Source organism: Leifsonia sp. GW821-FHT13C09, from assembly GCF_058806435.1.
Window position 1 is genome coordinate 1 of the sequence record NZ_JBXAPS010000015.1, and the last position, 25,556, is coordinate 25,556.

At 68.6% G+C, this 25,556-nt stretch carries 29 protein-coding genes; 19 read left to right on the forward strand and 10 right to left on the reverse strand.

Annotation, left to right across the window (positions count from 1 at the left end; all coding sequences use genetic code 11):
- Positions 1-291 precede the first annotated feature (291 nt).
- A complete protein-coding gene (locus AC1ROW_RS21050; RefSeq protein WP_493021524.1) occupies positions 292-711 on the reverse strand; it encodes a hypothetical protein in 420 nt (139 codons plus the stop codon).
- Between the two features lie 257 nt (positions 712-968).
- On the opposite strand from AC1ROW_RS21050, the gene AC1ROW_RS21055 reads away from it, so the two are divergent.
- Genes AC1ROW_RS21055 through AC1ROW_RS21065 form a run of 3 tightly spaced genes read left to right on the forward strand, consistent with a single transcriptional unit; the run spans position 969 to position 3,946 of the window.
- On the forward strand, positions 969-1,364 hold the full coding sequence (locus AC1ROW_RS21055; protein WP_285465424.1) for a MobC family plasmid mobilization relaxosome protein: 396 nt from the start codon (positions 969-971) through the stop codon (positions 1,362-1,364).
- Between the two features lie 38 nt (positions 1,365-1,402).
- Complete coding sequence (locus AC1ROW_RS21060) at positions 1,403-3,085, forward strand: relaxase/mobilization nuclease domain-containing protein (RefSeq protein WP_285465425.1); 1,683 nt, start codon at positions 1,403-1,405, stop codon at positions 3,083-3,085.
- 15 nt (positions 3,086-3,100) lie between these two features.
- Complete coding sequence (locus AC1ROW_RS21065; RefSeq protein WP_285465426.1) at positions 3,101-3,946, forward strand: hypothetical protein; 846 nt, start codon at positions 3,101-3,103, stop codon at positions 3,944-3,946.
- A 64-nt stretch (positions 3,947-4,010) separates the two neighbouring features.
- Here AC1ROW_RS21065 and AC1ROW_RS21070 read toward each other — a convergent pair whose 3' ends face one another.
- From AC1ROW_RS21070 to AC1ROW_RS21105, 8 genes are read right to left on the reverse strand one after another with little or no spacing between them, the layout of a single operon-like run.
- On the reverse strand, positions 4,011-4,499 hold the full coding sequence (locus AC1ROW_RS21070; protein WP_285465427.1) for a DUF4913 domain-containing protein: 489 nt from the start codon (positions 4,497-4,499) through the stop codon (positions 4,011-4,013).
- Complete coding sequence (locus AC1ROW_RS21075) at positions 4,496-6,286, reverse strand: type IV secretory system conjugative DNA transfer family protein (protein ID WP_285465428.1); 1,791 nt, start codon at positions 6,284-6,286, stop codon at positions 4,496-4,498. Before AC1ROW_RS21075 ends, AC1ROW_RS21070 begins: the two co-directional genes overlap by 4 nt.
- Positions 6,283-7,848, reverse strand: a complete 1,566-nt coding sequence (locus AC1ROW_RS21080) for a putative type IV secretion/conjugal transfer ATPase (RefSeq protein ID WP_425562788.1) — start codon at positions 7,846-7,848, stop codon at positions 6,283-6,285. The genes AC1ROW_RS21075 and AC1ROW_RS21080 overlap by 4 nt, the downstream gene beginning before the upstream one ends.
- A 2-nt stretch (positions 7,849-7,850) precedes the next feature.
- Complete coding sequence (locus AC1ROW_RS21085) at positions 7,851-9,359, reverse strand: SCO6880 family protein (protein ID WP_425562789.1); 1,509 nt, start codon at positions 9,357-9,359, stop codon at positions 7,851-7,853.
- Positions 9,349-10,980 (reverse strand): TrbL/VirB6 family protein, encoded by a 1,632-nt coding sequence (locus AC1ROW_RS21090; protein WP_285465430.1) that lies wholly within the window; start codon positions 10,978-10,980, stop codon positions 9,349-9,351. Before AC1ROW_RS21090 ends, AC1ROW_RS21085 begins: the two co-directional genes overlap by 11 nt.
- 5 nt (positions 10,981-10,985) lie before the next feature.
- Positions 10,986-11,729, reverse strand: a complete 744-nt coding sequence (locus tag AC1ROW_RS21095) for a DUF8175 domain-containg protein (protein ID WP_285465431.1) — start codon at positions 11,727-11,729, stop codon at positions 10,986-10,988.
- Positions 11,730-11,740: 11 nt separating this feature from the next.
- Positions 11,741-12,046, reverse strand: coding sequence for a hypothetical protein (locus AC1ROW_RS21100; RefSeq protein ID WP_285465432.1), 306 nt, complete (start codon positions 12,044-12,046; stop codon positions 11,741-11,743).
- A gap of 11 nt (positions 12,047-12,057) precedes the next feature.
- A complete protein-coding gene (locus AC1ROW_RS21105) occupies positions 12,058-12,681 on the reverse strand; it encodes a DUF6668 family protein (protein WP_344820471.1) in 624 nt (207 codons plus the stop codon).
- A 135-nt stretch (positions 12,682-12,816) separates the two neighbouring features.
- On the opposite strand from AC1ROW_RS21105, the gene AC1ROW_RS21110 reads away from it, so the two are divergent.
- The 12 genes from AC1ROW_RS21110 to AC1ROW_RS21165 all read left to right on the forward strand — a co-directional run bounded on the left by AC1ROW_RS21110 (position 12,817) and on the right by AC1ROW_RS21165 (position 22,124).
- Positions 12,817-13,086 carry a helix-turn-helix domain-containing protein gene (locus tag AC1ROW_RS21110; protein ID WP_344820472.1) on the forward strand — a complete coding sequence of 90 codons (270 nt, stop codon included), beginning with the start codon at positions 12,817-12,819 and terminating at the stop codon, positions 13,084-13,086.
- Between the two features lie 125 nt (positions 13,087-13,211).
- Positions 13,212-13,634 carry a hypothetical protein gene (locus tag AC1ROW_RS21115; RefSeq protein WP_344820473.1) on the forward strand — a complete coding sequence of 141 codons (423 nt, stop codon included), beginning with the start codon at positions 13,212-13,214 and terminating at the stop codon, positions 13,632-13,634.
- A gap of 2 nt (positions 13,635-13,636) precedes the next feature.
- A complete protein-coding gene (locus tag AC1ROW_RS21120; protein ID WP_344820474.1) occupies positions 13,637-14,704 on the forward strand; it encodes a M23 family metallopeptidase in 1,068 nt (355 codons plus the stop codon).
- 20 nt (positions 14,705-14,724) lie between these two features.
- Entirely contained in the window at positions 14,725-16,107 is a 1,383-nt protein-coding gene (locus AC1ROW_RS21125) for an AAA family ATPase (RefSeq protein ID WP_344820475.1), read from the forward strand.
- A gap of 71 nt (positions 16,108-16,178) precedes the next feature.
- The gene (locus AC1ROW_RS21130; RefSeq protein WP_493021530.1) at positions 16,179-16,502 is read left to right on the forward strand and encodes a hypothetical protein; all 324 of its coding nucleotides are present in this window, start codon (positions 16,179-16,181) and stop codon (positions 16,500-16,502) included.
- Between the two features lie 244 nt (positions 16,503-16,746).
- The gene (locus tag AC1ROW_RS21135; protein WP_493021532.1) at positions 16,747-18,762 is read left to right on the forward strand and encodes a hypothetical protein; all 2,016 of its coding nucleotides are present in this window, start codon (positions 16,747-16,749) and stop codon (positions 18,760-18,762) included.
- Positions 18,763-19,182: 420 nt separating this feature from the next.
- Positions 19,183-20,067, forward strand: coding sequence for an ArdC-like ssDNA-binding domain-containing protein (locus AC1ROW_RS21140; RefSeq protein WP_253035914.1), 885 nt, complete (start codon positions 19,183-19,185; stop codon positions 20,065-20,067).
- A gap of 77 nt (positions 20,068-20,144) precedes the next feature.
- Positions 20,145-20,345 carry a hypothetical protein gene (locus tag AC1ROW_RS21145; protein WP_253035913.1) on the forward strand — a complete coding sequence of 67 codons (201 nt, stop codon included), beginning with the start codon at positions 20,145-20,147 and terminating at the stop codon, positions 20,343-20,345.
- A 46-nt stretch (positions 20,346-20,391) separates the two neighbouring features.
- Complete coding sequence (locus AC1ROW_RS21150) at positions 20,392-20,775, forward strand: hypothetical protein (RefSeq protein WP_253035912.1); 384 nt, start codon at positions 20,392-20,394, stop codon at positions 20,773-20,775.
- 320 nt (positions 20,776-21,095) lie between these two features.
- On the forward strand, positions 21,096-21,347 hold the full coding sequence (locus AC1ROW_RS21155) for a glutaredoxin domain-containing protein (RefSeq protein ID WP_253035916.1): 252 nt from the start codon (positions 21,096-21,098) through the stop codon (positions 21,345-21,347).
- A 55-nt stretch (positions 21,348-21,402) separates the two neighbouring features.
- Positions 21,403-21,750 (forward strand): hypothetical protein, encoded by a 348-nt coding sequence (locus AC1ROW_RS21160; RefSeq protein ID WP_253035911.1) that lies wholly within the window; start codon positions 21,403-21,405, stop codon positions 21,748-21,750.
- Between the two features lie 56 nt (positions 21,751-21,806).
- Positions 21,807-22,124: a hypothetical protein gene (locus tag AC1ROW_RS21165; RefSeq protein WP_253035910.1), complete on the forward strand. Its 318-nt coding sequence runs from the start codon at positions 21,807-21,809 to the stop codon at positions 22,122-22,124.
- 123 nt (positions 22,125-22,247) lie between these two features.
- On the opposite strand, the gene AC1ROW_RS21170 is transcribed toward AC1ROW_RS21165, so the two are convergent.
- Positions 22,248-23,534: an ISL3 family transposase gene (locus AC1ROW_RS21170; protein WP_493021537.1), complete on the reverse strand. Its 1,287-nt coding sequence runs from the start codon at positions 23,532-23,534 to the stop codon at positions 22,248-22,250.
- Between the two features lie 104 nt (positions 23,535-23,638).
- Here AC1ROW_RS21170 and AC1ROW_RS21175 point away from each other — a divergent pair, with 104 nt between their 5' ends.
- The 4 genes from AC1ROW_RS21175 to AC1ROW_RS21190 form a co-directional block, all read left to right on the forward strand.
- Positions 23,639-24,025: a single stranded DNA-binding domain-containing protein gene (locus AC1ROW_RS21175; RefSeq protein ID WP_493021539.1), complete on the forward strand. Its 387-nt coding sequence runs from the start codon at positions 23,639-23,641 to the stop codon at positions 24,023-24,025.
- A 77-nt stretch (positions 24,026-24,102) separates the two neighbouring features.
- The gene (locus AC1ROW_RS21180; RefSeq protein WP_253035908.1) at positions 24,103-24,900 is read left to right on the forward strand and encodes a ParA family protein; all 798 of its coding nucleotides are present in this window, start codon (positions 24,103-24,105) and stop codon (positions 24,898-24,900) included.
- Positions 24,897-25,295, forward strand: a complete 399-nt coding sequence (locus AC1ROW_RS21185) for a ParB family protein (RefSeq protein ID WP_253035907.1) — start codon at positions 24,897-24,899, stop codon at positions 25,293-25,295. The genes AC1ROW_RS21180 and AC1ROW_RS21185 overlap by 4 nt, the downstream gene beginning before the upstream one ends.
- Positions 25,296-25,300: 5 nt before the next feature.
- Positions 25,301-25,556, forward strand: a 256-nt coding sequence (locus tag AC1ROW_RS21190) for a hypothetical protein (protein WP_493021541.1), incomplete at its 3' end; no start/stop codon positions are given.

Sequence of the window (25,556 nt, forward strand, 5' to 3'; positions counted from 1 at the left end):
TCCTCGAAGGAAGATCCCGGTGGCCACGCTGACGTTTACTGGCCGGGATCGTTACACCACTCTACGGGGCACTACTCGCGTTCTGAACGAGCACCAGAGAACGGCATCGAACGATAGACCAACCGTTCTTTTCTCTTCCCCTGATAAAAGCCGCCCCGAACAAGATAGCCACCTGTCAAGGGTGCGGCGTAGCCGCATCACGGAGTGACGCGAAGCGCTCTTGACAGGTGGCTATCTTGTGCAAGTATCTCGGGCTCAGGGGGAGGGGAAAGCCCCACCGAAAGCGACGAGCTAGACGCCCGCTGGCTGCGGCGTTGCAGCATCGTCGGAGAGCTTGAAATCAGATTCGAGACCCGAAGCAGTCGTCGATACAGCGGGCGTTCGAGATGAGGTCTGAGCCGTGGTTTTACGCGGTGCACGCTTGCGCGTGCGAGCCTTCTTATCGGGCTCTGAGAACCCGATCTTCCGCAGCTCATCGGCGCTCCAACCGGCACTGACGGCCGCGTTATACGCCTTCACGTCATCGCGCTCAGCGGACGTCATTCGCTCGCTGATTCGTGCTTGCAGCTCTGCCAGCTCACGAGCGCCGTCCTCGCGGATCGTATCGAGTTCGTTCCGCGCCTCAGCGAGCACTCGGATTGCTTCGATGCGATCCTCCTGAGCGCGACGAGCACGGTCCACTGCTTCTTCAATTGAGAGTTCCTTAGCCATGTCTCCATCCTACGGATGAAGACAGCTCGCGTCGACGTTCGTCGACCACATGCGAGCACGCCGCGGCGATGCCGCGACCGCACACGGCTGCCACCGCGAGCGACCCTATGCGGCGTCCCAGACGGAGCAAGCTATAGACTTAGCACGGCTAAGTCGGCTTGATCCTCGACACGGGGTCAAGGATGCGGCACACTAGAAGTGTGATCCCCGCACGGGGCGGGGTCGCTGCGCTGGGCCAGGAAGGGCAGGTGATTCTAATGAGCGACGAGGCTCCCGAGGATCGCCGCCTCGCACGCAAGCGGCGCGCGAACGTCGCGGGCGGCCGCCATCACCGTCACGAGGTGAAGGTGTCGCCGGAAGAAGAGGGCGCGTTGCTGCTGCGCGCGAAGGCGCAGCGCGTGACGATCCCGCGTCTGCTCGTCGAGTCGGCGCTGTCGGCAGCGGGGGAGACGCCAACCGAACGCCGTCAGGCGATGGCCGAGCTGTTCGGTCTGCACCGGCTGCTCGCGGCCATCTCGAACAACGTCAACCAGATCGCCAAGGCCACGAACGCGACCGGCGAGCTACAGGCTGAGACGGTGGCGACGCTGGCCAAGGTGCGCGAGGTTGCCGAGCGGATCGACGAGACGATCGACGGGCTGAGCCTGCCATGATGCCGAACGTTGTTCGCGGCGATCGCATGGCTGGCCTGATGACCTACCTCACCGGGCCGGGGCGCGCGAACGAGCACACCGAACCGCACCTCGTCGCAGGCGACGCAGCGCTGCTTGCGTGGCACGATGACGCCGAGCTGGGACGCGACGCGGCGCTTTCGATCGCGCGGCACCTCGACCGCCCGCGCACTGCGTACGACGTCGACGTGAACGGCGGGCACGTCTGGCACTGCTCACTATCGCTGCGCGCCGACGAGGGCATGCTGACCGACGAGAAGTGGGGACAGATCGCCAACGACTTCATCACCGCGATGGAGTTCGACGACGCCGAGGGCACGAAGGCACCGTGCCGCTGGGTTGCCGTCCGACACGGTGTGTCGAAGAACGGCAACGACCACATCCATATCGCTGTGAACCTCGTGCGCGAGGACGGCACCAAGGCGTCGATTCACAACGACTTCCACCGGGCACAGAAGGCCGCGCGCGCGCTCGAAGTGAAGTACGGCTTGGAGCAGTTGGAGTCGGCACAGGCAGAGCGATCGACGCGCGGCTACCACCCCGCCGAGCGCGAGGCTCAGGCACGCGCCCGAGCACGCGCGAAGTACGAGCGCACCCGTCCGAAGCTCGGCCCGGATGCACCCACTTGGGAGCGGCTGACCGGCCCCGACCGGCAGGCCCGGATCACCGCCGAGCTGCGCACGGACGAGCCGCGCTATGCGCTCGCCCGGACGGTTCGCGCCAGCGCCGCAGCCAGCGAGTCCGAGTCCGAGTTCGTGCGCAGGATGCGCCGCTCGGGACTGCTCGTGCGACCGCGCTACGCGGACGGCCGCACCGACGTCATCACCGGCTACTCGGTCGCAGCTCGACCCGAAGCCGGCGAGCGACCCATCTGGTACGGCGGGGGGCACCTCGGCCGCGACCTCACCCTGCCCCGGCTGCGCGCGGGGTGGCCCGACACCCCAACCGACGCGACCGAAGCGGCAGCCGAGTGGAACGCAGCCAAGCGCGGCCGCCGCGTCGTGGCACCCGGCCGGGAGAACACGACACCCGACCCCGAGTTGTGGGAACGGTACTCGCGCGAGGTCAGCGAGCTGCGCGAGAAGCTGCGCGATGTTCCCCTCGACGACCGGGACACGTGGAGCACCCTCGCACGTCAGACCGCCGGAGCTTTCGCCGCCTGGTCGAACGCCGTCGAGGATGCGCCCGGAGACCTCGCCGCGGCATCCGATGCGCTCGCCCGATCCGCGCAGACGTTCCGCCGCCCGGTGCAGCCGCAGAAGGCCGGCATGGTTGCCATGTCCGGCGCTGCGATGCTGCTGGCCAGCGCGGCCAAGGGCGGCCAGGGGCGCGCCGCCCAGCTCATCATGCTGCGCCAGCTCGTGCGGCTCTCACAGGCCGTTTACGACGCTGCGAAGGCGGCCGGGGAGAAGCGGCAGGCTGACCTCATCCTGAGCGACGTGAAGGCGCGGATGGATCGGCTGCGCCATGACCTCGCCCCCACCAGTCAGACCCCGGTGGCCGCGGCGGCCGGCGCGCAGCAGGGCACGGCCACGGCGACGCTCGACCCGGAGACGCGCGCGATGCTCGACCGGATGAACGCCAGCCAGGGCAAGCCCGCGACCGAGGCGACATCGCCCGTACCGAACAAGATCGATCCCGACGAGCGGGCGCGGCCACGACAGACCACACGACCGGGCGCAGATCGCGGCCCGGAGCGATAGGAAGGAGGGTCGATCATGGCCGAGGAGACAGACGGCATCGAGGAGGCGTTCGACGGGCAGATACGAGTGCTCGTCACCGCCGCCGGCCAGGTCGGAGAGCGCATCGCGCGCGCCCGCGAGGACGCGCTGCGCCGAGCACAGGCGGCGACCGAGCAGGAGGCGCGCGAGCTGCGATCGCGGATCGAGGCCGAGCACCGCACCGCGCGCGTCGAGCTGGGGAACGTGCATCGCTCGGACTGGTGGGATCGTGCCACCCCCGAGCAGATCGCCAACACGTACCAACTCGCCCGCGCATGGTCGCAGGACGACCCCGAGGCGGTACGCGCCGAGCAGCGCATCCGCGACGAGGTGCGCACCCGGTACGGCGTCGACGTCAACGACACCAGCGCCGACCCCCAGGCGGTGCGTGAGGCCGTCGAGCGTGCCGAGGCGCTGCGCCAGCAGGCGGATGCTCAGCAGCAGCGCTCGGCGGCCGAGGAGGCCGAGGCGGCCCGCCTGATGGCTGAGGCCGATCGCGCCGACCGGGCGGCCGAGCACCACCGCGACGCGGCGGAGCATGAGCCCGACCCGGAGCAGCGGGCCGAGGCGCGCGAACAAGCCGAGCAGCACCAGGCGCACGCCGATGCAGCTCGTGCGGATGCTCAGCCGTTGTACGACTCGGCCGAGCGCCGCGAGGCGACGGCCCGCGACCTCGAAAGCAAGGGCATCGACCGTGAGGTGGTGGCGACGAAGATGCAGGCCGACGTCAGCCAGGCCAAGCCCGCAACCGAGGCGACCAAGGCGACCTCGGCACGGGCACCGAGGGCGCGCAAGAACCGCGGCCGCGGCGTCCAGGTGCAGCGCACCGGCCTGCAACGATGACCGGCCGCCGGCACACACGAGAGAGGGATCGCACCAGGTGGTGCGATCCCTCTCTCCTTGCTTGTCAGTCCGTACCGGCGGTCTCACGCACGTCGGGGAACAGCCCCTCGGGCGGCGGTGCGTAAGGCAGCGGCTCGCCACGCTTGGACGAGTTCAGCTCGCCCTCAGCGCCCGCGAACGGGCCATCGGGATCGAGCAGGATCGGCATGTGATGGTCGGCGTGGTCACGCCACCACACGCTCATGCCGGTTGAGGCGTCGAGGCGCAGGTGCTCCCACGCCCGCCACAGCGAGTCGAGCCGGCTCACGGCCTCGGCGTATCGCCACCACTCGGCCGCCCACACTCGGCTGCGCCCGTCCCCGGCGATGCGCCGCCGGTAGACGTAGCGCAGGTGCTTGCGCACGAACTCGTCGACGGAGCCGTAGTACAGCGGCGGCGTCTCCGGCGCTGCGCTCTCGTCGACGTCGCCGGTAACCTCGCCGGTCTCCTCGTCGACGTCGATCGGCACGGCCTCGATGCCGTCCTCGTCGTAGTCATCGCCCCAGTCGCTCACGATGCCTCCTCCTGTGCCGGCTCGGCCGCCGCGACGGCAGCGACCTCTTGCTGTGCTTCACGGATCGTCCGCTCAGCCTGCGGGTCATGCGCCGCGATCGACGCCCGCACGGCATCCGCGTGCGGGCCGGTCATCCACGGCTGTGTGCGGATCAGCGTCGGGCGCGAGCCCGACGCGAGCACGATGGCACGGCCCTTCGGGAGCGCGCCGAGGTCGGACACGTCGAGGATGCGTTCGCGGTGGAGCTGCGAGGATACGCCGCGGCCGCCGCGGCCCGTGGAGACGGTCGACGCGATGCGGTCGTAGTCTCCGATGAGCTTGGAGATGCTTTCGAGAAAAGCATCCTCCGCGACGCCGCCACCGTAGACCTTGATGTTGCTGGCGCTCCACAGTTTCTTCATGCCGGACTCGCCCCACACGTCGACGCCCTGAGACCAGCTCTGCAAGATCGTCATGAGGATGATGCCGCGCGACCCGTAGTGCGAGTACAGGTTCGGCAGCTCGCGCCACCGGCACACGTTCGCCGCTTCATCGAGTACCCCTACGAGGGGCGTCGACAGGCGGCCGCCGGAGGACTGCGAGGCCAGCTCCTCGGCCGCCTCGACGACGGCGACGGTGAGCGCCGTCACGAGCGGCCCGGCCGTGCCTCGGCCCTCCTTGGAGAGGCTGTAGAGCGTGCCGAAGTGCCTCACGAACGCTGCGGGGTCGAAGTGCGGCCGAGGGTCGGCAGCACCCTGCGGAGTGACCCACGCGGCTACCTGGCGGTTCGTGAGGCACGACGCCATCTGCTGCGCCGTGCCGAACACGCCGCCGCGCTGCTTCTCGGGCGCGGAGACGACGCCGGCCACCTGATCGGCGGTCAGCGTGAAGCCGTGCTCTCGGAGGATGTCAACGGCGCTCTCATCGGTCGGCCGCGTCAGCCACGTGTACACGTCGGTGATCGGTCGGTGATCGAGCGCAGCGGCCAGCAGGAGGCCGGCGAGCAGGTCTTGGCCTGCCGGGTCGAAGTACGCATCCGTCTTGGCCCCCGGATCGCGGGAGCCGGCGGCGAAGTGCTCGGCTAGCCGGGCCGCTTTCACCTCGTCGGTGACGTAGCTGAGCGGGTTCCACCACCAGGTCGGATTCTCGAGCGCGATCGCCTGCGGGTCGAACACCCACACCGGGCCGACCGCTGCGCGCACGTCCCTCGTCGCGTCGACGACATCGCGCTTGTTCGAGGTGACGAGCACCCCGCCCGGCGCAGCGAGGATCGCCGGCACGGCCCGGCTCGTCGTCTTACCCGTGCGCGGCCCCCAGATGTCTACGTGCATGTCCTCCCAGGAGCCGTAGAGCGGCTGCCCGCCGATCGTCTTGCCGATCGGCACACCGGGAGAGTCCTGCACGCCGAGTCGCTGCGCGGTCGCCTCGGCGTTGCGGCGGCTCAGCGCCTCAACATCCTTGCCGCGGCCCATGTAGGACGCGGCGCGATCGACACGTGAGCTGCGCTTGCGGTAGCGGGCGACCGCAAGCAGGATGAGCACCACCAGGGCGAGGACGAGCACGCCTACCCCGGCGATGATCCAGGTGCCTGCGGCTGGCCACGGCACCTTGCCGCTAAAGAGCTGGAACACGAGCCCGAACGGGTCGGAGGTCAGCTCGACGCCGGAGCCGTCGAGCTGGTGACCGAGGCGAACCGCGAGGTTCAGCCCGGCCACACCGACGATGACGATCACGATGCCGGCGGCTAGCAGGATCGTCTCGGCCGAGAACCCGCCCGGATCGCGGCGGCGGTTGTTCTGAGTGCTCACGAGGCGGCCCCCTCAGACTCGACGGCGCGCAGCCTGCGGCCGACGCGAGACTGCGCGTGCCACCGCTTGTTCGTGTCGTTCGTGGCTCGCTCGGTCTCGGTCAGCTTGACGCTGATCGGGATGCCTGGCCGGCCACCGACCTTGATGAGGAACTTCCCGCGCCCCGGAGGCTCGGTCTCCTTGCCCGTCGTGGCATCCCACGACGGCGGGGCCGACCATCCGGTGAGCAAGTTCTGCTCGGCCTGCGAGAACGGCACCGCGGCCGTCAGCAGCGGCATCTCAGCCTGCGGGAGCCCGCCGACCACGATCATGCCGGCACGCTCGACGAAGCCGCGGGCCTTCATCCGATCTTCCTCGGTCGGCAAGGCGTCGAGGTCGCGCATGGTGTGCGTAATCATCGCCTGCCCGACACCGAACTGTCGGTTCAGACGAGTGAGCGCATCCACGCGGTCGACCATGCCTGTACCGGAGCGCAGCGCCTGCCACAGCTCGTCCATGATGACGAAGTAGTGCCGCTGCGGCTCCAACCCAGCCTCGGCCAGCGCGTTCGCCACGTTCACCGTGGCAAAGCCATTCGACCAGCACGCCAGGAGCGTCGCAGCTCGCAGATCGACGTCGGTCTCTTTGAGCCCTGAGACGTCGTACACCACGGGGCGATCGCGCATCATCGGGTTCGAGGTCGGCTGCGCGAACGTCTCCCCGAGGCGGCCGCCGCGCGCGAGGCTGATAAGCGAGGCTTCCAGCCCGCGCGTCGTGCGCTGATACTCGTCGAAGTCGCCACGGTCGACCGCGACCTCGCGCAGCTCGGTCGGCCCCTCCTGCACGACCTGCAAGAGGTCAGCCAGGAGCGGCACACGGTCGAGCTTGCGGTCGAGAACGCGCAGCGCTTGGTCGACGATCGACTCCTCGACATCGGACGGCGGCTGCTTACGCAGGATCGTCAGCAGAGCCGAGACGATCGTGAGCCTGCGCCCGTGGGCGTCGGCTTCAATCTCCTCGGCCTCTTTCACGAACCCGGCGGCCCGGAGCTGCGCTGCGGCCTCCGCCGACTCGCCAGGGTCGAGCACGTTCAGGTGCCCGCGGCCGCGGCCCAGACGGATCACCTGACCGCCGAGGGCTTCGATCAGGTCGAGGTAGTCGGGCTTCAAGTCCCCGAGGATGAACGGGATCGACCCGAAGCCGGCGAGCCCGGCCGCCATACGGCGGATCGTCGTCGACTTCCCGAGCGCCGGCAGCCCGAGCACGAACACGCTCGGGTTGCTGATGAGCTTGGCACGCTGGAACCACGAGATAGGGTCGGCGCACACGGTCGCACCCGTGAACAGGTGCCGGCCGAGCGGCACGCCCACCAGGGGCGCGCCCGTGCCGACGGAGAACGGCCACAGGCCGCACACCTGAACGCTCGTGCCGCGGTACTCGACGGGAGCCTGCACGTAGGCGGCAGCACCGCGACCGCGGCCGAGCCAGCCGCGGCCGGTCGGCCGAACGGGGCGCAGCTCGGCCGACGTCTCGACGGGAGTCGCCTTCTTGCTCTTGCGAGCCTTCTGTTTGGTCGCCATCATCATCACAACCGATCCCGAATCTCTGCCGGCACCGCGACATGCTTGCTCGGCACCAGGCCCAGCGGCAACGCCATCGCAAACGCCGAATCCTGCGAGCCGTACACCGGCCGCACACGCAAGCGAGCCGACGCCGAGAGGTTGTCGATCGCCGCGGCCGCCTCAGCGGCAGCAGCCGGGTCAACGACCGTGGCCGTCACCAGCAGCCCGAAGTTCACCAGGCCCGCGCCGGCAGCCTCCTCGGCCGCCGTCGATGCCGCGGCACGCACCGCCAGGGTGTCGCGCGCCTGCGGTTTACGGGTCGCCGTCGCACGGAACTGCGCCGCTGTCAGATCAGCCTCGACGAGCCCAGCAGCTCGCGCCGGGTCGATCGGCTTGTAGAGCAGCGTCACCCGCTTGCGCGCGATGTCACGGTGCGGGGCGAGGAGGCGTGCCAGCACGCCCGACTGCACCGTACCGCGCGGCGCTTGCGTCATCGCCCAGGTGACCGACGTCGCGGAGTCGTGCCGGTAGTCCGACCACGACGCCTGATGCGCCGTCGGGCCGACGTCCGGCCAGCTCAGCTCGGGCACCTCACCCTGAGCGTGTGCCTCTTCGATGAGCACCGCGGCCGCTGGGTCGTAGGCGACCCGGATCGTCTCGCATAGCTCTTGCGCCGACAGCGGGTGCGCTGCACCCGCCCCGGTCGCCTGCAAGTTGCCCGTCAGGCCGGGCAGACGCGCCGCGAGCTCGCGCGCCATCTCGTCAGGCTTGCGAGGTGGTGCACCCTTGCGAGGGACAGCGGAGAACGTCAGCGACACGAACGCCTTGACCGTCGACGACCCGGCCGGGTAGGTCTCGACGACCTCGCGCAGCATGTCCTGCGCGAACGCGGGCGCGTCGGGGTCGAGGTTCAGCTCGACCTCACGACGCAGCCGCGTGCCCGACTCGGGCGCGGTCTCAATCGTGACCGAGGCGGCCTCGATGCCCGGCTCGTCCGAGAGGTTCGCCAGCCAGTGACCCCAATCGGCTACCCACGTGTCGACCTGTAGCGGGTCGACGAGCGATGCCCCGTCGGGCTCGGTGCCGATCACCACGGCGTACGTCTTGCTGATCGGCGTGTAGACAAGCGCGAACGGACGCCCATAGGAGTCCGTGTGCTCGCTGAGGCGGGTCGCCGCGGCAACACCGGGGAGCTGATACGTGCCCCACTCAGTGCGACCCAGCGGCCCCGAACGGTACAGATGCGAGCCGCGGGAACGTGCCGACATCCACCCGATCCGATTGGATGCCCGCGAGAGTACGCTGCGACCGTCCGCATTCTTCACGATCAGCAGCAGGATCACCCCGGCCGAGACCACCGCGGCGATGAACGCCGCGAGCAGCCCACCGGACATGAGCGAGATAAGGATGATGAACAGCGCCACGAACAGCAGCAGTGTTCCGAGCGTCCCCAGACCGAGCAGGCCCGGCGACGTCGGCCGCCGCCAGTTGCCGTAGGTGCGAGGGGCGTCCTGTGTTGGGTCAACGGCCACCACTGGGGCCTCCTTCCGTAGATTGCTCACCGACGCTCTGAACGGCCTGTGCGCCCTTCTTCGCGCCATCTGCCGCGATGCCTACCGCGGCACCCGCGGCCATGCCGATCGGGCCGCCAGCAGCGCCCGCGCTGGCCCCGGACGCCGCGCCTCCCGCAGCGGCTCCACCGCCTGCGGCTGCGCCACCTCCTGCGGCTGCGCCACCACCAGCAGATGCGGCCGCACCGGAGCCTGTCGAGGCCGCGGCACCCGAGCTGGATGCGCCGCTACCTGACGAGGCCGGTGCAGGACTGCCGCTGCTGCCGGACGAGCTGCCCGACGGGGAACCCGACGAGCCGGGCGAGCCCGTCGACCCGGTACTGCCCGAAGCGCCGTCCGACCCGGAACCGCTGCCGGTTCCCAGGCGGCCCAGCGCAGCAGCACCCGTCGGCAGCGATGCCAGCGCTGCGATGCCAAGAGCACCGCCGGCACCGCCAGCCATCGAGCCGACCAGCGGCGTCACAAACCGCATTAGAGCCGGCAGAGCGAACAGGGCGATAATCATCAGCATCAGCCCCGTGAGGATCGAGATAAGCCCGGTGCCGTCGTCGGAGAACACGTCAGTGCCGAGCAAGTGGAACGCTGCGGCGTAGACGATCGCGGCCGCCGGCTTGTAGAGGATGAATGCGAGCAGCCACCCGATGTTCTTCTTGAACCAGCTCGCGCCCATCTCTGTGTTTGTGAACGATGCCGAAAGCGGCAGGATGCCCGCGAGGATCACGAGCATTCCGCCGCGGGCGACCATGAGCACGATCTGGAACGCTGCCGCGAGGATCGCGATCAGCCCCAGGATGATGATGAGCAACGGGCCGAGCCCGCCAGTTGTGGCGGGGTTCGATGTGAGAGCGATGAGCGTCAGCATGTTGCTGCCGAAGCACGCCCCATCGCCCTCGACGTCGCACTCTAGCGAGCCGTTGATGACCCACACTGAGAAGGAGTCGGCCGCCGTTACGAGCAAGCCCGTGACCGTGACGCCCATCGCTGATACCACGATGAGCGTCAGCAGGCTCTTGATCGTTTGGCGGCCCGGCTCGGCGCGCTGTTCCCAAGCCATCTTGACGCCGCCGATGATGACCGACAGGACTACGAGACCGCCGACGAGCCACCAGACCGCGGACTGTAGGAACAGCACCGTACCGGCCGCGCCCGAAGGCCCGGTCGGCATGAGCCCCGCTGCGAGTCCACCAGCGCCGCCAATGAGGATGACGCCGCCCAGGATCACGCCAATACGGCCGACCGCGGCGATGCCCTCGCCCTGCCGGAGCTTCGAGGCGATCAGCATCCCGAGGATGATGATCGACAATCCCGCGATAGCGAGGCCAATCCACTGAACGTAGCTGAGCATCGTCGTCACGTTCCCCGAGTACGCGGGCGCGTCGCCCGCGCTGATCGGTGACGATCCGCCGCCACCCGTCAGGTTCGGTGTGCCGATGTTGACCCACATCGTGCCGAGCGAAGCGATCGCCTTGCCGTACGCCTCCATGACGGCGTTCGCCATGTTCTCGATCGCATCACCGACAGCGGACTCAAGCCAGTTGCCCGCGTTGCACCCAATATCCCACCACGCGCAGTCATCAGCCATAACGATCACTCCCCCCAGGTGATGTAGCCCGAGAGGTCAGGGAGCTGAGTCGTCTGCAACGGGTTGCTGCTGTCCTTCGGTAGGAGCTTCCAGTCGCCGTTCTCCCACACGAGGTTGTAGATCACCGAGCCGTACACGGCTTGCCCCGAAGCTGCGCCACGGACGGCAATCTCGACTCGCGCAGCAGCCCCGTCGTATGCCAGCAGTCGGAAACCGGCAACGCTAAGCCGCGTGTCCGAGGTCGCGCCGGAACCGACATCGGTCACGAGCTGACTGCGATTTGGCGCGGACTCGGCCAGGAAGTACTCGATCCAGGCCGGTGCGATCGTGGGATCGCTACCCTGCGCCACGGCGTTCGTTGCTGCGAACAGGGCTCCCTCGGGCGAGTGCTGGAAGCAGTACCGCACGCCCTCGGGCGAGGCTTGGCCCGGCCCGAACTCGGATGAGGTCGGGTAGGCCACCGTGTCCTGATAGGCCCACTCGGCCGCCGGGGCGGTCGAGAGCCGGCCGGACAGCTCGACACCATCGAGGCCGCACACGCTTGCGCCGCCCTCGTCTCCTGTCGGTTCAGGGGACGGGGCGGCGTCAGTGGGCTGGCTCGTCGACGTCGGCGCGGGATCGGAGCCGTCACGGTTCAAGTTGAGAACCGTGACGATCACTCCCACGACGACGATAAGCGCGATGACCACGGCCGCGGCGATGAAGCCTGGCCGTGTCCACGGGCTCTGCTCGTTCTCCTCGTCAGCCATGCCGAGCCTCCTCAGCCGCCTGCGATGGTGCCGATCCAGGCAGCACCCGCGCCGATGACGATCGCGCCGGCCATAGGCCAGAGAACCTTGGGTAGAGAGTCGTGGCCCTCACCGCGGCGGAAGCTCACCGCGATCAGGATTCCGCCGACGATGATCGCACCGCCGACGACGGCGTAGCCGATCCACTTGAGCCACGACATGATCGTGGTCACCCCCTCAGTACCGGGCGGCTGCACCGGGTCGGGGTTGGGGATGTCGGCAGGGACGATGGCGGCGAGGTGAGTCGCCGCCGTGATGAGGGTATCCAGAACCGTCATCGGACTTCCTTTCACTGAGTGGTGCCGGCGGCACCGGGTCGGAGGAGAGTGCTCAGCTCGTCGACGAGTCGACGCACCTCGCGCGGAGCGTCAGGTAGGGCGATCGCCTCACCTAGACGCCACGATTCGATCCACGGGACGTTCCACGTCCTCGGGAAGCCACCGGCCACAACCTGCGCAAGATCGCGCAGCGGCCGCGGAAGGCGACCCGGTGCATCAGCAACGATGACCAGTCCCACGACCTCGACGAACGGCACCAGGCCCGCAGCCCACTGTGTAGCGGCGGCCTGCGCGGCGCGGAGGCCTCGCACGTTCGACCGTGCCGTGAGAACGACCTTTGCGGGAGCCTGCGCCTGCACGCGCGGCCATGCATGATCGGCCGCCCGCCACTCAGGGACGAGAGCGGACAGTGACGATTCACCGGAGCCGCCATGCACGCCAACCCACCAGAGAGTAGCCGGCGGCCGGTCGTACGCCGGTAGCTGGTCGACATGATCGGGTGCAGGTACGCCTCGCTGGGGTGCGACCGGCCCACGCGGCGGAGCCACCCCGACGGATTGCTGCGCAACGCTCGGCACCTCTGTAGGGGTCTGTGGGCGTGAGACCCACGGATTGCTTCCCTCTGTCATCGCCATGTCCCTCGATATCGTTGATGTAGTCGCCTACCCGACCAGACTACCCTTCCACTCTACAAGGAGCAATAGAATGCGGCAGACATATTTGGACATGTACAGCTTCCCACAGCCCGCCATATCGTCTACACTGGCGGTATGCGTACACGTCTCCCGGTGCATCCCGTGACCTCGGGGCTCGATGCGCTCTTTCAGGGGCGCAAGGAGACGCTGACCGTTCCCGAGGTGGCCGAGATGTTGAACGTCACCAAGCCGGGCATCTACAAGTGGCTCAAAGACGGGGTGATCCCCGGCTACAAGATCGGCTCGACGTGGTTCATCCTCCGAGATGAGCTGAAAGAGGCGCTAGAGGCCGGTGCGAACGCACGTCGGGTCATCCCGCACGACGAAGGAGGCGAGGAGCGATGAGGGCGCGAGGTCTGGCAACAGTCACGACGGCGATCGCCGTGGCGATCGCCCTTGCAGGGTGCACAGGCTCGGCCGAGCCTGACCCGTCGACCCCGGCACCTACGCCGAGCGCTACCGGGCCGACGATGCCAGACCTCGACAAGCTCACACCGGCCCCGACGGATGCAATCGACACCGAAACCGGGGAGAAGATCACGCCGAACGTCCTCCCCTCGTGGGACGATGCCGCGCGCGCGGCCGCTGTCGAGCTGGCCACGAAGGCCATGAGCGCGTTCGCGCACCCCGAACTCGACTACGACACGTGGTGGAAGGCCGTCGAGCCGCTGCTGACGCAGCAGGCCGCTGAGGACTATGCGTACGTCGACCCCGTGAACATTCCCGCCCGTAAGGTGACCGGCCCGGCGCAGCTCGTCGACGAGACCAGCGCCTACATTGCGGGCGTCGAGGTGCCTACCGACGCTGGCGTGTACACGGTCATTCTCTCGCGCGTCGACGGAGCCTCGCCGTGGCTCGTTGAGCGCTTCACACCGCCGGAGGGAACGCACTGACCATGTCTGCGCAGAAGCCGAGCGGAGCACTCGCCATCGCCATCGTCCCCCTGTTGGTGATTGGTGTCGTGTTCAGCATCATGTTGCTCGGCGCGGATGACAACTGTGCTCCTATGTCGGGATCGGTCTCGATCGACCCGGCCTCGGTGCCCGATACGACTATCGCCGGATACGGGCACGAGCAGCTCGTCAACGCCGCCCACGTTATCCAGGCGGGCAAAGACCTCGGCCTCACCGCGAGAGATCAGACCATCGGTGTCATGACCGCGATGGGTGAATCTTCCCTGCGCAACATCGACTACGGCGACTGGGAGACCGGCGGGGTGACCAATCCCGACGGTAGCCGTACGACCAGCATCGGCCTGTTCCAGCAGCAGGAGTGGTGGGGTACGAGGGAGGAACGCCTCGATCCGTACATCGCCTCCAAGAAGTTCTTCGAGGCGATGACGCGCGCCGTCCCCGAAGCCGAACGCCAGACGCTAGCGCCGACGATCGTCGCTCACCGCACCCAGGGCAACGATGACCCGTACCACTACACGAAGTTCTGGGATGCGGCTGTGGAGGTCGTCGAGGGACTGTCGGGCGTGACCACCGGCCTCAATGGCGGCGGGAGTTGCGGCCTTGTTCCTGGCGAGGTGAACAAGGACGGCTGGGCCGCCCCGGCGCAAGGCCCGATCACGAGCCGCTTCGGGCCGCGCGAGCCCGTCATGACGCCCGAAGGGCCTTCCAGCAGCTTCCACCGAGGCACCGACCTCGCGCCCGGCTGTGACGAGCCCATTTGGGCCGCGCAGAGCGGCACCGTCACCGCGACGGGCTTCGGCACCCGCTACGGCTCGAACGGCACCATCATCATCGACCACGGCGGCGGCGTCGAGACGGTCTACCTTCATATGTTCGACTCGGGCATTCTCGTCAAGCCCGGCGACAAGGTGACCGGCGGCCAGCAGATCGGCAAAGTCGGCAATAGCGGCCAGTCTCACGGCTGCCACCTCCACTTTGAGACCCACGTCAACGGCGAAGCCGTCGACGCCGAGAAGTTCATGGCCGAGGTTGGCATCACCCTCGGATAGTGACACAGCAAGGAGACAGCATGAGCATCACAGACACCGTGCCGACGTGGCCACGTATCGAGGCCATCACTCGCGCCGACGGTTCGGGAGAGGTCGTCATCAACGGAACCTCGCATGCGATCGACACCAGCGATATCAGCGAGGCCCGCGCTGCGATCATCGCCGTTGTTACCGAGACTGCCGATAAGGTGGCACGTCCTGTACGTCTTATGACGACCGGCCCCGATGGACAGTGGCCGCTCATCGTCCACCCCGACGGCACCGTAGAGGAGGACACCGCCCCGCCGACACAGGCGCAGGCCGCGCCGACGGAGCCCGAGCAGGAGGTCATCGACCAAGTGCCCGCACCCGACGCCGACGCTGAGGAGATCGTGACCGTGGCGACCGGGCCCCGCACCCTTGTCGAGCCGCCGAGCGCCGACCCGTGGGTGCGCACAGCGCACGCCCAGACGCCGGCGACCTCGGTCGAGCCGCGCACCCGGCGCGAGGTGCGGCAGTCGTTCTTGAAGCAGCAGCAGATTGAGAAGCCCGCGACGAAAGGCTGGCGCGGCATCGCCGCCCGTGCCGGCGTCCGCCTCGCCCCCAGCGAGGCCGAGCGCGCAGAGCGCGCCGACGTGCGCTCCGTCTCGCAGCATTGGCCTGGCCCCCGCACGATCGCCATCGTGAACGGTAAGGGCGGCGTCGGCAAGACCATGACCACGATCAACCTCGCCGCGATCTTCGCCCGTTACGGCGGTGCCGGCGTCCTGGCATGGGATAACAACCAGACGAGGGGCACTCTCGGTTGGTCGACCGAGCAGGGGCCGCATGATGCGAGCATCCTCGACCTCCTGCCCCAGGTGCCGACCTTTCTCGGCCCGGCCGCTCAGGCGTCCGACCTCGCTCGGTACGTCCACCACCAGACCGGCGACCGATTCGACGTGCTGCGCAGCAAGCCCGAAGTGCTCGCCACTCAGCAGCGCTTCGACGACGAGACCGTGAACGCGATCCACGACGTCGCCGCGAAGTTCTACCGCATGATCCTGATTGACAGCGGCAATGACGAGACCGACCCCATGTGGTTGCGCGCCGTCGAGCTGTCCTCGCAGCTCGTCGTGCCAACGATCGGAGAGGCCAAGGCGGCCGAGTCAGCCGCGCTCCTCCTTGAAGGACTGGCGGAGCGGGGCGGTCGGTTTGCGCAGCTCGCCGCGCAGGCCGTCGTCGTGGTGAGCAAGCACAAGCACGACCTACCCGACCGCGACGTGCAAGCACTCCGCGACGGGTTCGGGCCGCTCGCCCGTGAAGTCGTTACGATCCCCTACGACCCCGCGCTCGGGGCCGACATGCTCTCCTATGAGGCGCTGCGGCCATCGACGCAGCGAGCGTGGCTCGCTGCGGGCGCAGCCGTCGCTCGCGGGCTATGAACAGCGGCCGTCATCCAGCCCGGCACGATCCTGCTCGTCGGCGGCGTCAGGCTGAACATCAGTGTTGTCGAATGATTCACGACGACACGCCGAACTTCGTCCGCGCCTGTATGCATAATCCCTGCGAGGATAACGCCATGAGTGACTACGGCCGACGCGCGCGCCGCGCGAACGATGCGCCCACGGTCTTGCTACAAGGCCGTGTTTCACCGAGGGCACGAGCTGATGTACGACAGGCGGCAGAAGCCTCCGGCGTCACGATGTCTTACTACCTCGAAGCGCTCATCACGAAGCTCGTTGAGGACTTCGGTGGCATGCCCCTCGTCGACCCGCCGGCACGCGATCGGGCGAACCAACTTGACTTGCCCGAGGAGGCCGCCACGAGAGCCGCATAGAACGAGGAAATCCCCGCCCTTGGCGGGGCGGGGATTTCGGAAGCTAAGGGCCTGATCTGTCGAAGTTGGCAGCTAGTCAGATTGGCCGGGGTGAAGAACCTGGTTGGCGCCAGGAGCTTCGCTGTACCTACCAGGGTCACCAGGAGGTGAGTTCATCATAGCAGGATCACCCGTTTCCGTAACGGATACTCCCCGCGGCGTTTCTCCGTGGGCGTTCACGCGCGCGTTGAGCCCGCGCCCGAGCGTGCGCGTCGCTACCGTCGACGACCGTGGCGACGTGATGAACCTCTACACCGGCCGCGCGCGCGTCGATGGGACGGAGCCCGCCCGGCCGTGGGCGGTCTACCTCGCCGGCACCGATGCCCGGTTCCGGCTGCTGGCGTTCGACCTCGACGCGAAGGCCGAGGGAGCGAACGCCGCGGCGGAGCGCGACGCCGCAACGATCGCCGGCGTCCTCACGGATGCCGGCATCGAGCACGTCGTGTGCCAGTCCGGGCCGTCCGGCGGCCGCCACGTATGGGCGGCGCTGGCCGAGAGCGTCGACGCCGAGACGATCGCCACCCTGGCGCGCCTGACGCGCCACTTGTGCCCCTCGCTTGACCTCTCGCAGCTCACGAACCCCGCTACGGGTTGCGTGCGGCCGCCAGGAGCACCGCACCGTGCCGGCGGTGCCTCCACGGTGCTCACCGGCACGCTGGACGCGCTCACGAACCCCACGACGACCGCCGCTCAGGTGCGTCAGCTCGTCGAGCGCCTGGCGCAGCTCGTCGACCTCGACGAGCCCGCCGTAGCTGCCGACCCGCACACGCCGCTGCCTCTCGACGAGCACGGTCACCTGTACCTGCCCGGCCGCCGCCGCGAGCTGCCGGCATCGAGCGCGGCCGCGCTGCGCGAGGACGCTGCCAGCGGCGACGCCTCGGCCGTGCTCTGGCGCGTCCTGATCGGAGCCGCGGCCGCCAGGTGGCGGCACGCCGACATCGCAGCTCTCGTTGAGACCTCACCCGGTCTCGAACACGTGCGCAGCTCGCGCGATCGCTCAGGACGCCGCACACGGCCCATCAGCGGCCCCAACAGCGCCGCCGCGGTGCTGCGCCGCCAGTGGCGCAAGGCCGTGCGCTACGTCGCCACCAGCGACCGCCAGATTGGGGACGATCCCACGTTCGATGCCCGCGCCGACGCGATCGCCGCTCACGTGCGCGACGTGCAGACCCGCGCCGACGCCAGCGTAGGCCGCTGGACGCGCGGAGGCGGCCCAGCCGACCGCCGGGTGCTCGACGTTCTCTGCCTCCTCGCCCTACAAGCCCTCAGCGGCCCTGTGGAGGCCGATACCCGCCGCCTGGCCCTACTAGCCGGGATCGGCCGCGAAACCGCGCGCACGGCCCTCCTCCGGCTCGCCGCTGACGGGTGGATCGCCCAAGCCGGCGCGGCCGATGGCCCGCACGGAGCCCGCTGGACGATCGACCCACAGGGCGTTCTCCACAGGGAACCGAGTACAAGTCGGTCACAAGCGGACCCGCGCCCCGGAGGGGCCGGGGCCGCCGAACGCACCACGCTCATTACGATCCTGACCGCGCGAACCTTGGACGCTGCGCACGACGTGTTCACCCTCTCCCCCGGCATCGGACTGCACGCAGGGAACCTCTACGCGAGAACCACCGAGGATGCTCAGGACGTCGACGAGCTAGCCCGCGCCACTGGATCAGACCCCGCCCGCACGCTGCGCTCCCTCGACCGGCTCGTGTCGGCGGGTCTGCTCTTGCAGCGTGGCACCCGTTGGGCTCGGCCGAGCCAGGATCGACGCCGAGCCGCCGCTGAAAGCCTCGGCGTCGACGGCCGGCTACAGCGTCGAGCCGCCGCCTACGCCGTCGAGCGCGAGCTGTGGGCGTGGTGGCAGGCCGAACAGACATGGATGCAAGCACCACGGCGACCCGGTGCCGGCCGCCGACCCGGCCGAGGCCAGCTCACGTTGCTACCCGAGTTCGGCACGAGCGCCTACGGTGCGCACCCACGTCGAGCCGACGGCCGAGCCGACTACCGTGCAGCTCGCGCCGAGGTCGAGCAGGAGCGCGGCGGCCGCGCGATCGCGCCCCGCCGCTCCCCCGCACCCGCCGTCGTCGCTGTCGAGCCGCCCAGCGACGCCGAGCGCATCATCACCGACATTCTCGGAGCCCGCCTGATCGCCGTCGAGTCCTACGCCCCAGCACAACCGGACGGGCGCAGCGACGGCGAAGTGCCCGAGCTGGTCGAAGCGATCGCCTGAGCCGGCGTTGACGCCGAACGACCGCCCCCAATGTGCACAGCCCAGCTATCGCCGGGCTGGCCTGCACACAGTGGGGACGGATCGAGGCCGGCCAGCAGCCGACCGACGAGAGCTGCGCCCTCGCGCTCCCCCGCGGCCCTGCGGGCCGTGCCCGACGGCCGCTGCGCGGCCGACAGCTCCTCACGCCTGCGGCGCTCGTTTTCTAGCCGTGAAGCCTTCGGCAGCATACGGTCGGCCGGCCTCCGCACAAGCGCTTTCGCGGCATATCCTCCCTCGCTCCGCTCAGTCCGGTATTCCACGGTCGCTTGTGCTCCATCCGGCTCTCCCTAGCGGCGACAAGTCGCCTTCACGGCAAGAAAACGTGAAGGGGGTCAGGATCAAGACCCTAATAGTACTAATACCGTCACCGGAGGTAGTGAGATGGCCCGCAAGATCAAGACCACCAAGAGCCCCGAGGAGCGTCGCGCCGAGGCCGAAGGGCTGCACGCCACGATCGCGGAACAGGTCGAGGAGCTGCGCACCTCGGAAGCCTGGTCGCGGTTCCTCACGTTCGCGCAGGCGTTCCACCGCTACAGCCTGAACAACCTGCTGCTGATCCTCGCGCAGAAGCCCGAGGCGACCAGCGTCGCCGGTTACCGCACGTGGCAGAAGCTCGGCCGCCAGGTGCGCAAGGGATCGCGCGGCATCCGCATCTTCGGCGGCCGCGACGTGCGCGAGACGGTCGAGGACGAGCAGAGCGGCGAGGAGAAAGAACAGCGCCGCGTGCGATTCTTCCCCGTGTCCGTGTTCGACATCTCGCAGACCGACCCCATCGACCCCGAGGCGGACGACCCCAGCACCCTCGCGCAGCCGCTCACCGGCAACGACCCCGCAGGCATCTTCGACGCCGTAGCGGATTACCTCACCGGCAAGGGCTGGACGGTCGAGCGCGAGCCCATCGATGGAGCTGCCAACGGCTACACCGACCCCGAGGCGCGGCGCGTTGTGATCGACGCCGACCTCTCCCCCGCCCAGGCCGCCAAGACCGCCCTGCACGAGGCCGCACACGTCGAGCTGCACGCCGAGGAAGATCACGCCGAGTACGTCGAGCACCGCGGCGTGAAAGAGACCGAAGCCGAGAGCGTCGCCTACATCGTCGCGGGCATCCTCGGACTCGACACCAGCGCCTACAGCGTCGGCTACATCGCCGGGTGGAGCAAGTGCGAACCCGAGACGATCAAGGCCACCGCCGCAAACGTGCTGCGCGCCGCGCACACCCTGGCCGACGCCATCACCGAGCCCGCCGAGGCAGCCGACGCAGCCTAACCCGAATAGTACTATTGCCGTTGCTACATCGTAACGGCAATAGTACTATTAGAGGTAGAGAGCGAGAGGAACCCACCATGACCGAGACCGTCACCATCGAGACCAGGGCGTGCATGTTCTGCGGCGCATCGAGCCGCGTCGAGCTGACCGCCCGCCAGGCGGCAGCCCTGGCCGCCCGCCGCCCCGTGCAGGACGTCCTGCCGGACGTCGAGCCCGCCCGCCGCGAGCTGCTGATATCCGGCACGCACCCCGACTGCTGGGCGCGAGCTTTCGGATAGTAACCCCTAATAGTACTGTTAGTACTCATAGAGTCAGGATTCAGACATGACCGACCTTGCCAACCTCGGAACGCGCCGCCAGCCCATGCCCCGGCCCGCGACGCTCGACGAGTACCTGCGCATCCGGCCCCAGATGATCGACACCACGGGCGCGCCCCTCGTGCTCACGAGCTGCGAGAGCTGCAAGCGGCAGCACTTCACCGTCGAGCCCTGCGCCGCCGAAGCCCCCTGCCCGCGCTGCGGCTCGGCCGCCGGCAGATGCCGGCGGCCCTCCGGCCACGCGGCCGCGAGCTGGCACGCCGAGCGCGCGGCCGCGTTCGAGGAGCTGTGCAACACCCGCGAAGCCGCCGGACTCCCCCAGGTGGCCCGCTGGCCCGAGCCCGCGCAGCCGCCAGCAGCGCCGACGCTGTTCGAGTGGGATCAGCCATGAACGAGCCGAGCTGCGCCCGGCGCGAAGGGCCGCGCCCCTCGCACTCCCCCGGCTCAGGCGCGACGGAGCGCGCCCGAGCTGATCGACGGCCACCTACGGCGGCCGAGCGCCTACGGCACACTCGTTTTCTTGCCGTGAAGCCTTCGGCAGCATACGGTCGGCCAGCCTCCGCACAAGCGCTTTCGCGGCATATCCTCGCGTCTTTCGCTGCGCTCGGCCGCTCCGGTATTCCACGGTCGCTTGTGCTCCGGCCGGCTCTCCCTAGCGGCGACAAGTCGCCTTCACGGCAAAAAACGTGGGGATGGGAGGATTCCAAGATGTTGACAGTCACCGTGTACACCACCGGCCCGAGCTGCATCCGCTGCAAGATGACCAAGGACGTCATGGGCCGCAAGGGCGTCGAGTTCGTCGAGGTCGACATCCGCGAGAACACCGCCGCACGCGAGTACGTGGTCGAGGAGCTGGGATACACCGAGGCACCCGTCGTCGTCGTCGAGGACGGCACCGGCGAAGATCACTGGTCGGGATTCCGGCCCGATCAGATCGACCGCATCGCCGCCGTAAATGCTTGACATGCACTAACGGTAATAGTACTATTAGAGTTAGAACGAGAGAAGGGAAACCGCCATGAACGACTACACGATCGCCAGCCCCGAGGGAGCGGTCATCGCCCAGGTGAGCCACAGCGACATCACCGAGCACACCGGCACGCCGTACGACACCGGAGCCCGGCTCGAACCGCACCCCTGGGTGCGCGACGGCATCACCGGCCACGAATATCAGCGCCCCGCCGAGGCAGACGACTACGGTCGCGTCGACTTCGACGACGACGAGGGAACCACGATCGCCACGCTGCACATCGAGGGCGACCCCCTGCGCCCCGAGGGCGCATTCCTGCTCAAGCTCGACGTGAACGCCCCCGTCATCATCCACGGCCCCGGCGGCGAGTACATCGGCCGCGTCCGCCCCATGTGACCACGAGCGGCCCTAATAGTACCATTACCGTTAGGGCCGCTCCGAAAGGAGAACCCATGAACGCCACAGTCCAAGACCTCGCAGCCCGCTACTCGGCACTTCCCGAGAGTATCCGCAGCAAGTGCCCCCGGCCCACCGGGGCCGTCACCCCGGAGAGGGTGCGCGGCTGGCTGATCGAGCTGCGCGACACCTGCCTCGCGGCCGCCGCAACGGCCACAGACCTCGCGCTCGACACGGCCCAGGCCGGAGACCTCGACGCCGCAACCTCGCTGAAGCACGAGGCGCGCGCGACGCTCTCATTTGCAGCAGCGATCGGAGACCTCATCGGCTACCCGCCGATCGACGCCGACAACCGATCGGAGGAGAACAACTAAGACCCCTTGCAACCCCATTACCGCTAACAGTACTATTAGAGTCACCATCCAACAGGAGGAAACCATGAGCTACATCACCGGCTCTTCGCGGTTCATGGTGAATGACCCTGCTGTAGCGGGTATTCACGCTACGGTTCTCGCGGCGCTGGTCAGCAGGATACGCATCCGATAGTTCTCGGCGTTGCGGAAGCCGCGGCCAGTGCGTTTGATGTTCTTGATGCCGGTATTCGCGGCCTCGACTCGAGCGGTGGTCGCGCCGGTGACGATGAGGACCTCGATCGCGTCCCACCAGGTCACGACGGTGTCGTAGAGCTTGGTCGCCTCGGGCATATTCGCGATCTGCACGAAGTAGCCCATCCGCATCCGTTCCTCCCAGGCCTGAGCCAGGGTGTCGGTCGCCAGCAGGCGGCGGAGCTGCTCCTTGATGCCCCAGGCGGCGGAGAGCTCGTCGGTGGGGTCATCGGTGCGGAACACCGTCTCCAACCGCTCCCACGCCCTCGGGGTGAGGGTGTCAGCGCCGCGCAGCAGGAGCATCCGGTGGGCCCAGGCCGGGTCATCCTTCCGACCCCGGCGACCGTGATGGGTGCGGGCTAGGCGTTGACGGACGGTGGTGACCATGTCGTTTCCGAGCTTGACGAGGTGGAACTTGTCGACCGAGACCGCAGCGCGGGGCAGGTAGGTCCGCAGTGCTTTGCGGAACGCGGCCGAGGGATCGATGGCGACGATCTCGATCCGCTCCCGCCAGTCCTCGGAGCGCTGGGCGAGCCAGTCGCCGACGGCGGTGGAGTCCCGGCCGTCGACGACGCCGAGGACCTGTCCGGTGGTCAGGTCGACCAGGGTCGTCATCCAGGGCTCGAACCGTCTCCAGGCACCGTCGTCGGTGCGGAACCAGCGCACCGACCGGTAGCGGTGCTCATCGATGCCCAGGCGCGTCACTCGCACGTCCTCGGCGGCGGGGAGGACCACGGCGGCAGCCGCCAGCGCGGCCTGGACCAGCCACCACGAGACACCATGGGCCCGGGCGACCTCGGAGGCAGCCCGGCCCGAGGTGAGCACCGCGGAGACGACCTGATCCCGCAGCCGGGTCGTCGAACGCGCACGGTAAGGGACCTGATCGGTGGCTTCCCAGAACGTGCGCCGGGCGCAGGCCGGCTCGAGGCAGAACCAGCGCCGCTTGGCCCACACCACCTCCACCGCCCCGGCCACGGGGACGTCCCGGACGTGCTGGGACCGGCGGGAGTGGACCTTGGTCGCGAGCACTCCGCACGACGGACATCCGGGCGGGACGGTCGAGGCGATCACCACTCGACGGCCTCCGTCGGGCAGGTCGATCGCGTCTGTGACGCGGTAATCGGGCAAGTTGAAGATCGTGCTCGCAGCATCACGCTGCGAACCAGTATTCTCGTGCACAGGCTCGTGGTCCTCTGAGGTGTGGATGTCTTGACAACACCCATCACAGCAGGACCACGGGCCGTTCTACGCCAGCGACGCGACGCTCTCCTTCACCACGAACCTTGAAGAGCCACATCACCCGCACCGGCAACCTGGCCGAGACCCCGACCCTGCGCGAGGGCGACAACGGGCCGTACACCTACGCCCGCGTCCTCGTCAGCGACCGGCTGCGCCAGGAGGACGGCAGCTACACCGACGGCCCGACCATCGGCTACGACGTCGCCGTGAGCGGCAACCAGGCTGTGAACCTCATCGAGGCGGCCGAGCGCAGCGGGAACATCCGCGTGACGTTCTCGGGCCGCTACCGCGTCACCGAGTACAAGGGCGAGCAGGGCACCCGCATGCAGCACGAGGTGCGCGCCGACGAGGTGAGCGTGAGCCTGCGCGGCCAGAGCGTCACCGTCGAGCGGGCCGCCCGCGCGGACGAGCCCGACAGCACGCCGTTCTGACCGACCCAGGGGTGCGGTGCCGATTCGCTGGCACCGCACCCCCAACAGTACTATTAGCACTATTGGAGGTATTACCCGTGACCGCTCGAATCATCGCCCTCTGCAACCAGAAGGGCGGCGTCGGTAAGTCGACGACGACGTTCCACCTCGCGCGCGCGGCCGTGCTGCGCGGGCAGCGCGTGCTCGTCGTCGACAACGACCCGCAAGGCAACCTGACCTCAGTCGCGGCCGCCGAGACGGTCGGAGACGACCAGGCAGGGCTTGCCGACGCCCTCAGCTCACGCGCGCCCGAGAGCATCCGAGACGTGATCGTGCGCGGCGTATGGCCCGGCCTCGACGTCGTGCCGACGTCGGGCGTGATCCTCGGTTCCGTGCGCGACGAGCTCGTGGTCGCCGGAGCGGGCCGAGAAGGTCGCCTGCGCGCGGCGCTGGCCGCCGTGGCGGCCGACTACGACCTGATCCTGATCGACTGCGCACCGAGCCTCGACCAGCTCACCATCAACGGCCTCACCGCCGCCGATGCCGTGACGATCGTCACCCACTCCAAGCTGTTCAGCGCCAACGGGCTCGCGCAGCTCCTCGACACGATCGACAACGTGCGCCAGTACTACAACCCCGCGCTGCGCGTGGCAGGCGTCATCGTCAACCAGCACGAGGAGCAGACCGTCAGCGGCCGCACCTGGCTCGACGAGCTGCACGCGGCCGCCGGAGCCCGCGAGTTGCGCGTGCTCACGCCACCGATCCCCAAGCGCGTCGTCATCAGCGACGCCACCGAGGCCGCTCGCGGCCTCGACGAGTGGGGGAGCGCCGAGGCGACCGCGCTCGGCGCGATCTACACCGACCACCTGACCGCCATCGAAGGAGTCACGTCATGAGCACCCGTCCCGCCCCGCGTAAGTCCAGCCTCGCCGGATCGAGCCCGGTCGCCCCGCCGGCACAGCCGGCACAGCCGGCGACGCCCGAACCCGACGTCGTGCCGGCGGCCGCGCAGCCCGCGGCACCGAAGCCGGCACGCGCCACCAGCTCAACGAGCGACAAGACGAAGTACCGGCACAAGGTGAGCTTCTACCAGCACCCCGACGACACGGCGCGCGTGCGCGGTGCGATCCTGCACACCCAGGTCTCGGAGGGAGCGCGCACGCTCAGCCAGTTCGTCAACGACGCCGTGCTGGCCGAGGTCGAGCGGCTGGAAGCCAAGTACAACAACGGCCAGCCGTTCCCGGCTGTGGGAGCCCGCGAGCTGCCACAGGGCCGACCGATGGGGGAGTGAGCATCATGGCCAACCTCGCACGAGACATGCGCCTCGCGTGGCGACTGCTCACAGACTGGGAGCGGTGGGCTCTCATCGGCGCACCGCTGGCCCTTATCAGCGCCTACACGTTGTATCAGCTCTCCGATGCACTAGGGGTCGTCTGGTTCGTGCTGATCGGCTTGTTCGTCGGGATCGTCGGCGGGGCTCTGTTGCAAAGATTGGCGGCAGTCAGAGGTAGGCTGTCGCTCTGCGCCGATCAGGCGGCTGCTGCGAAATGGT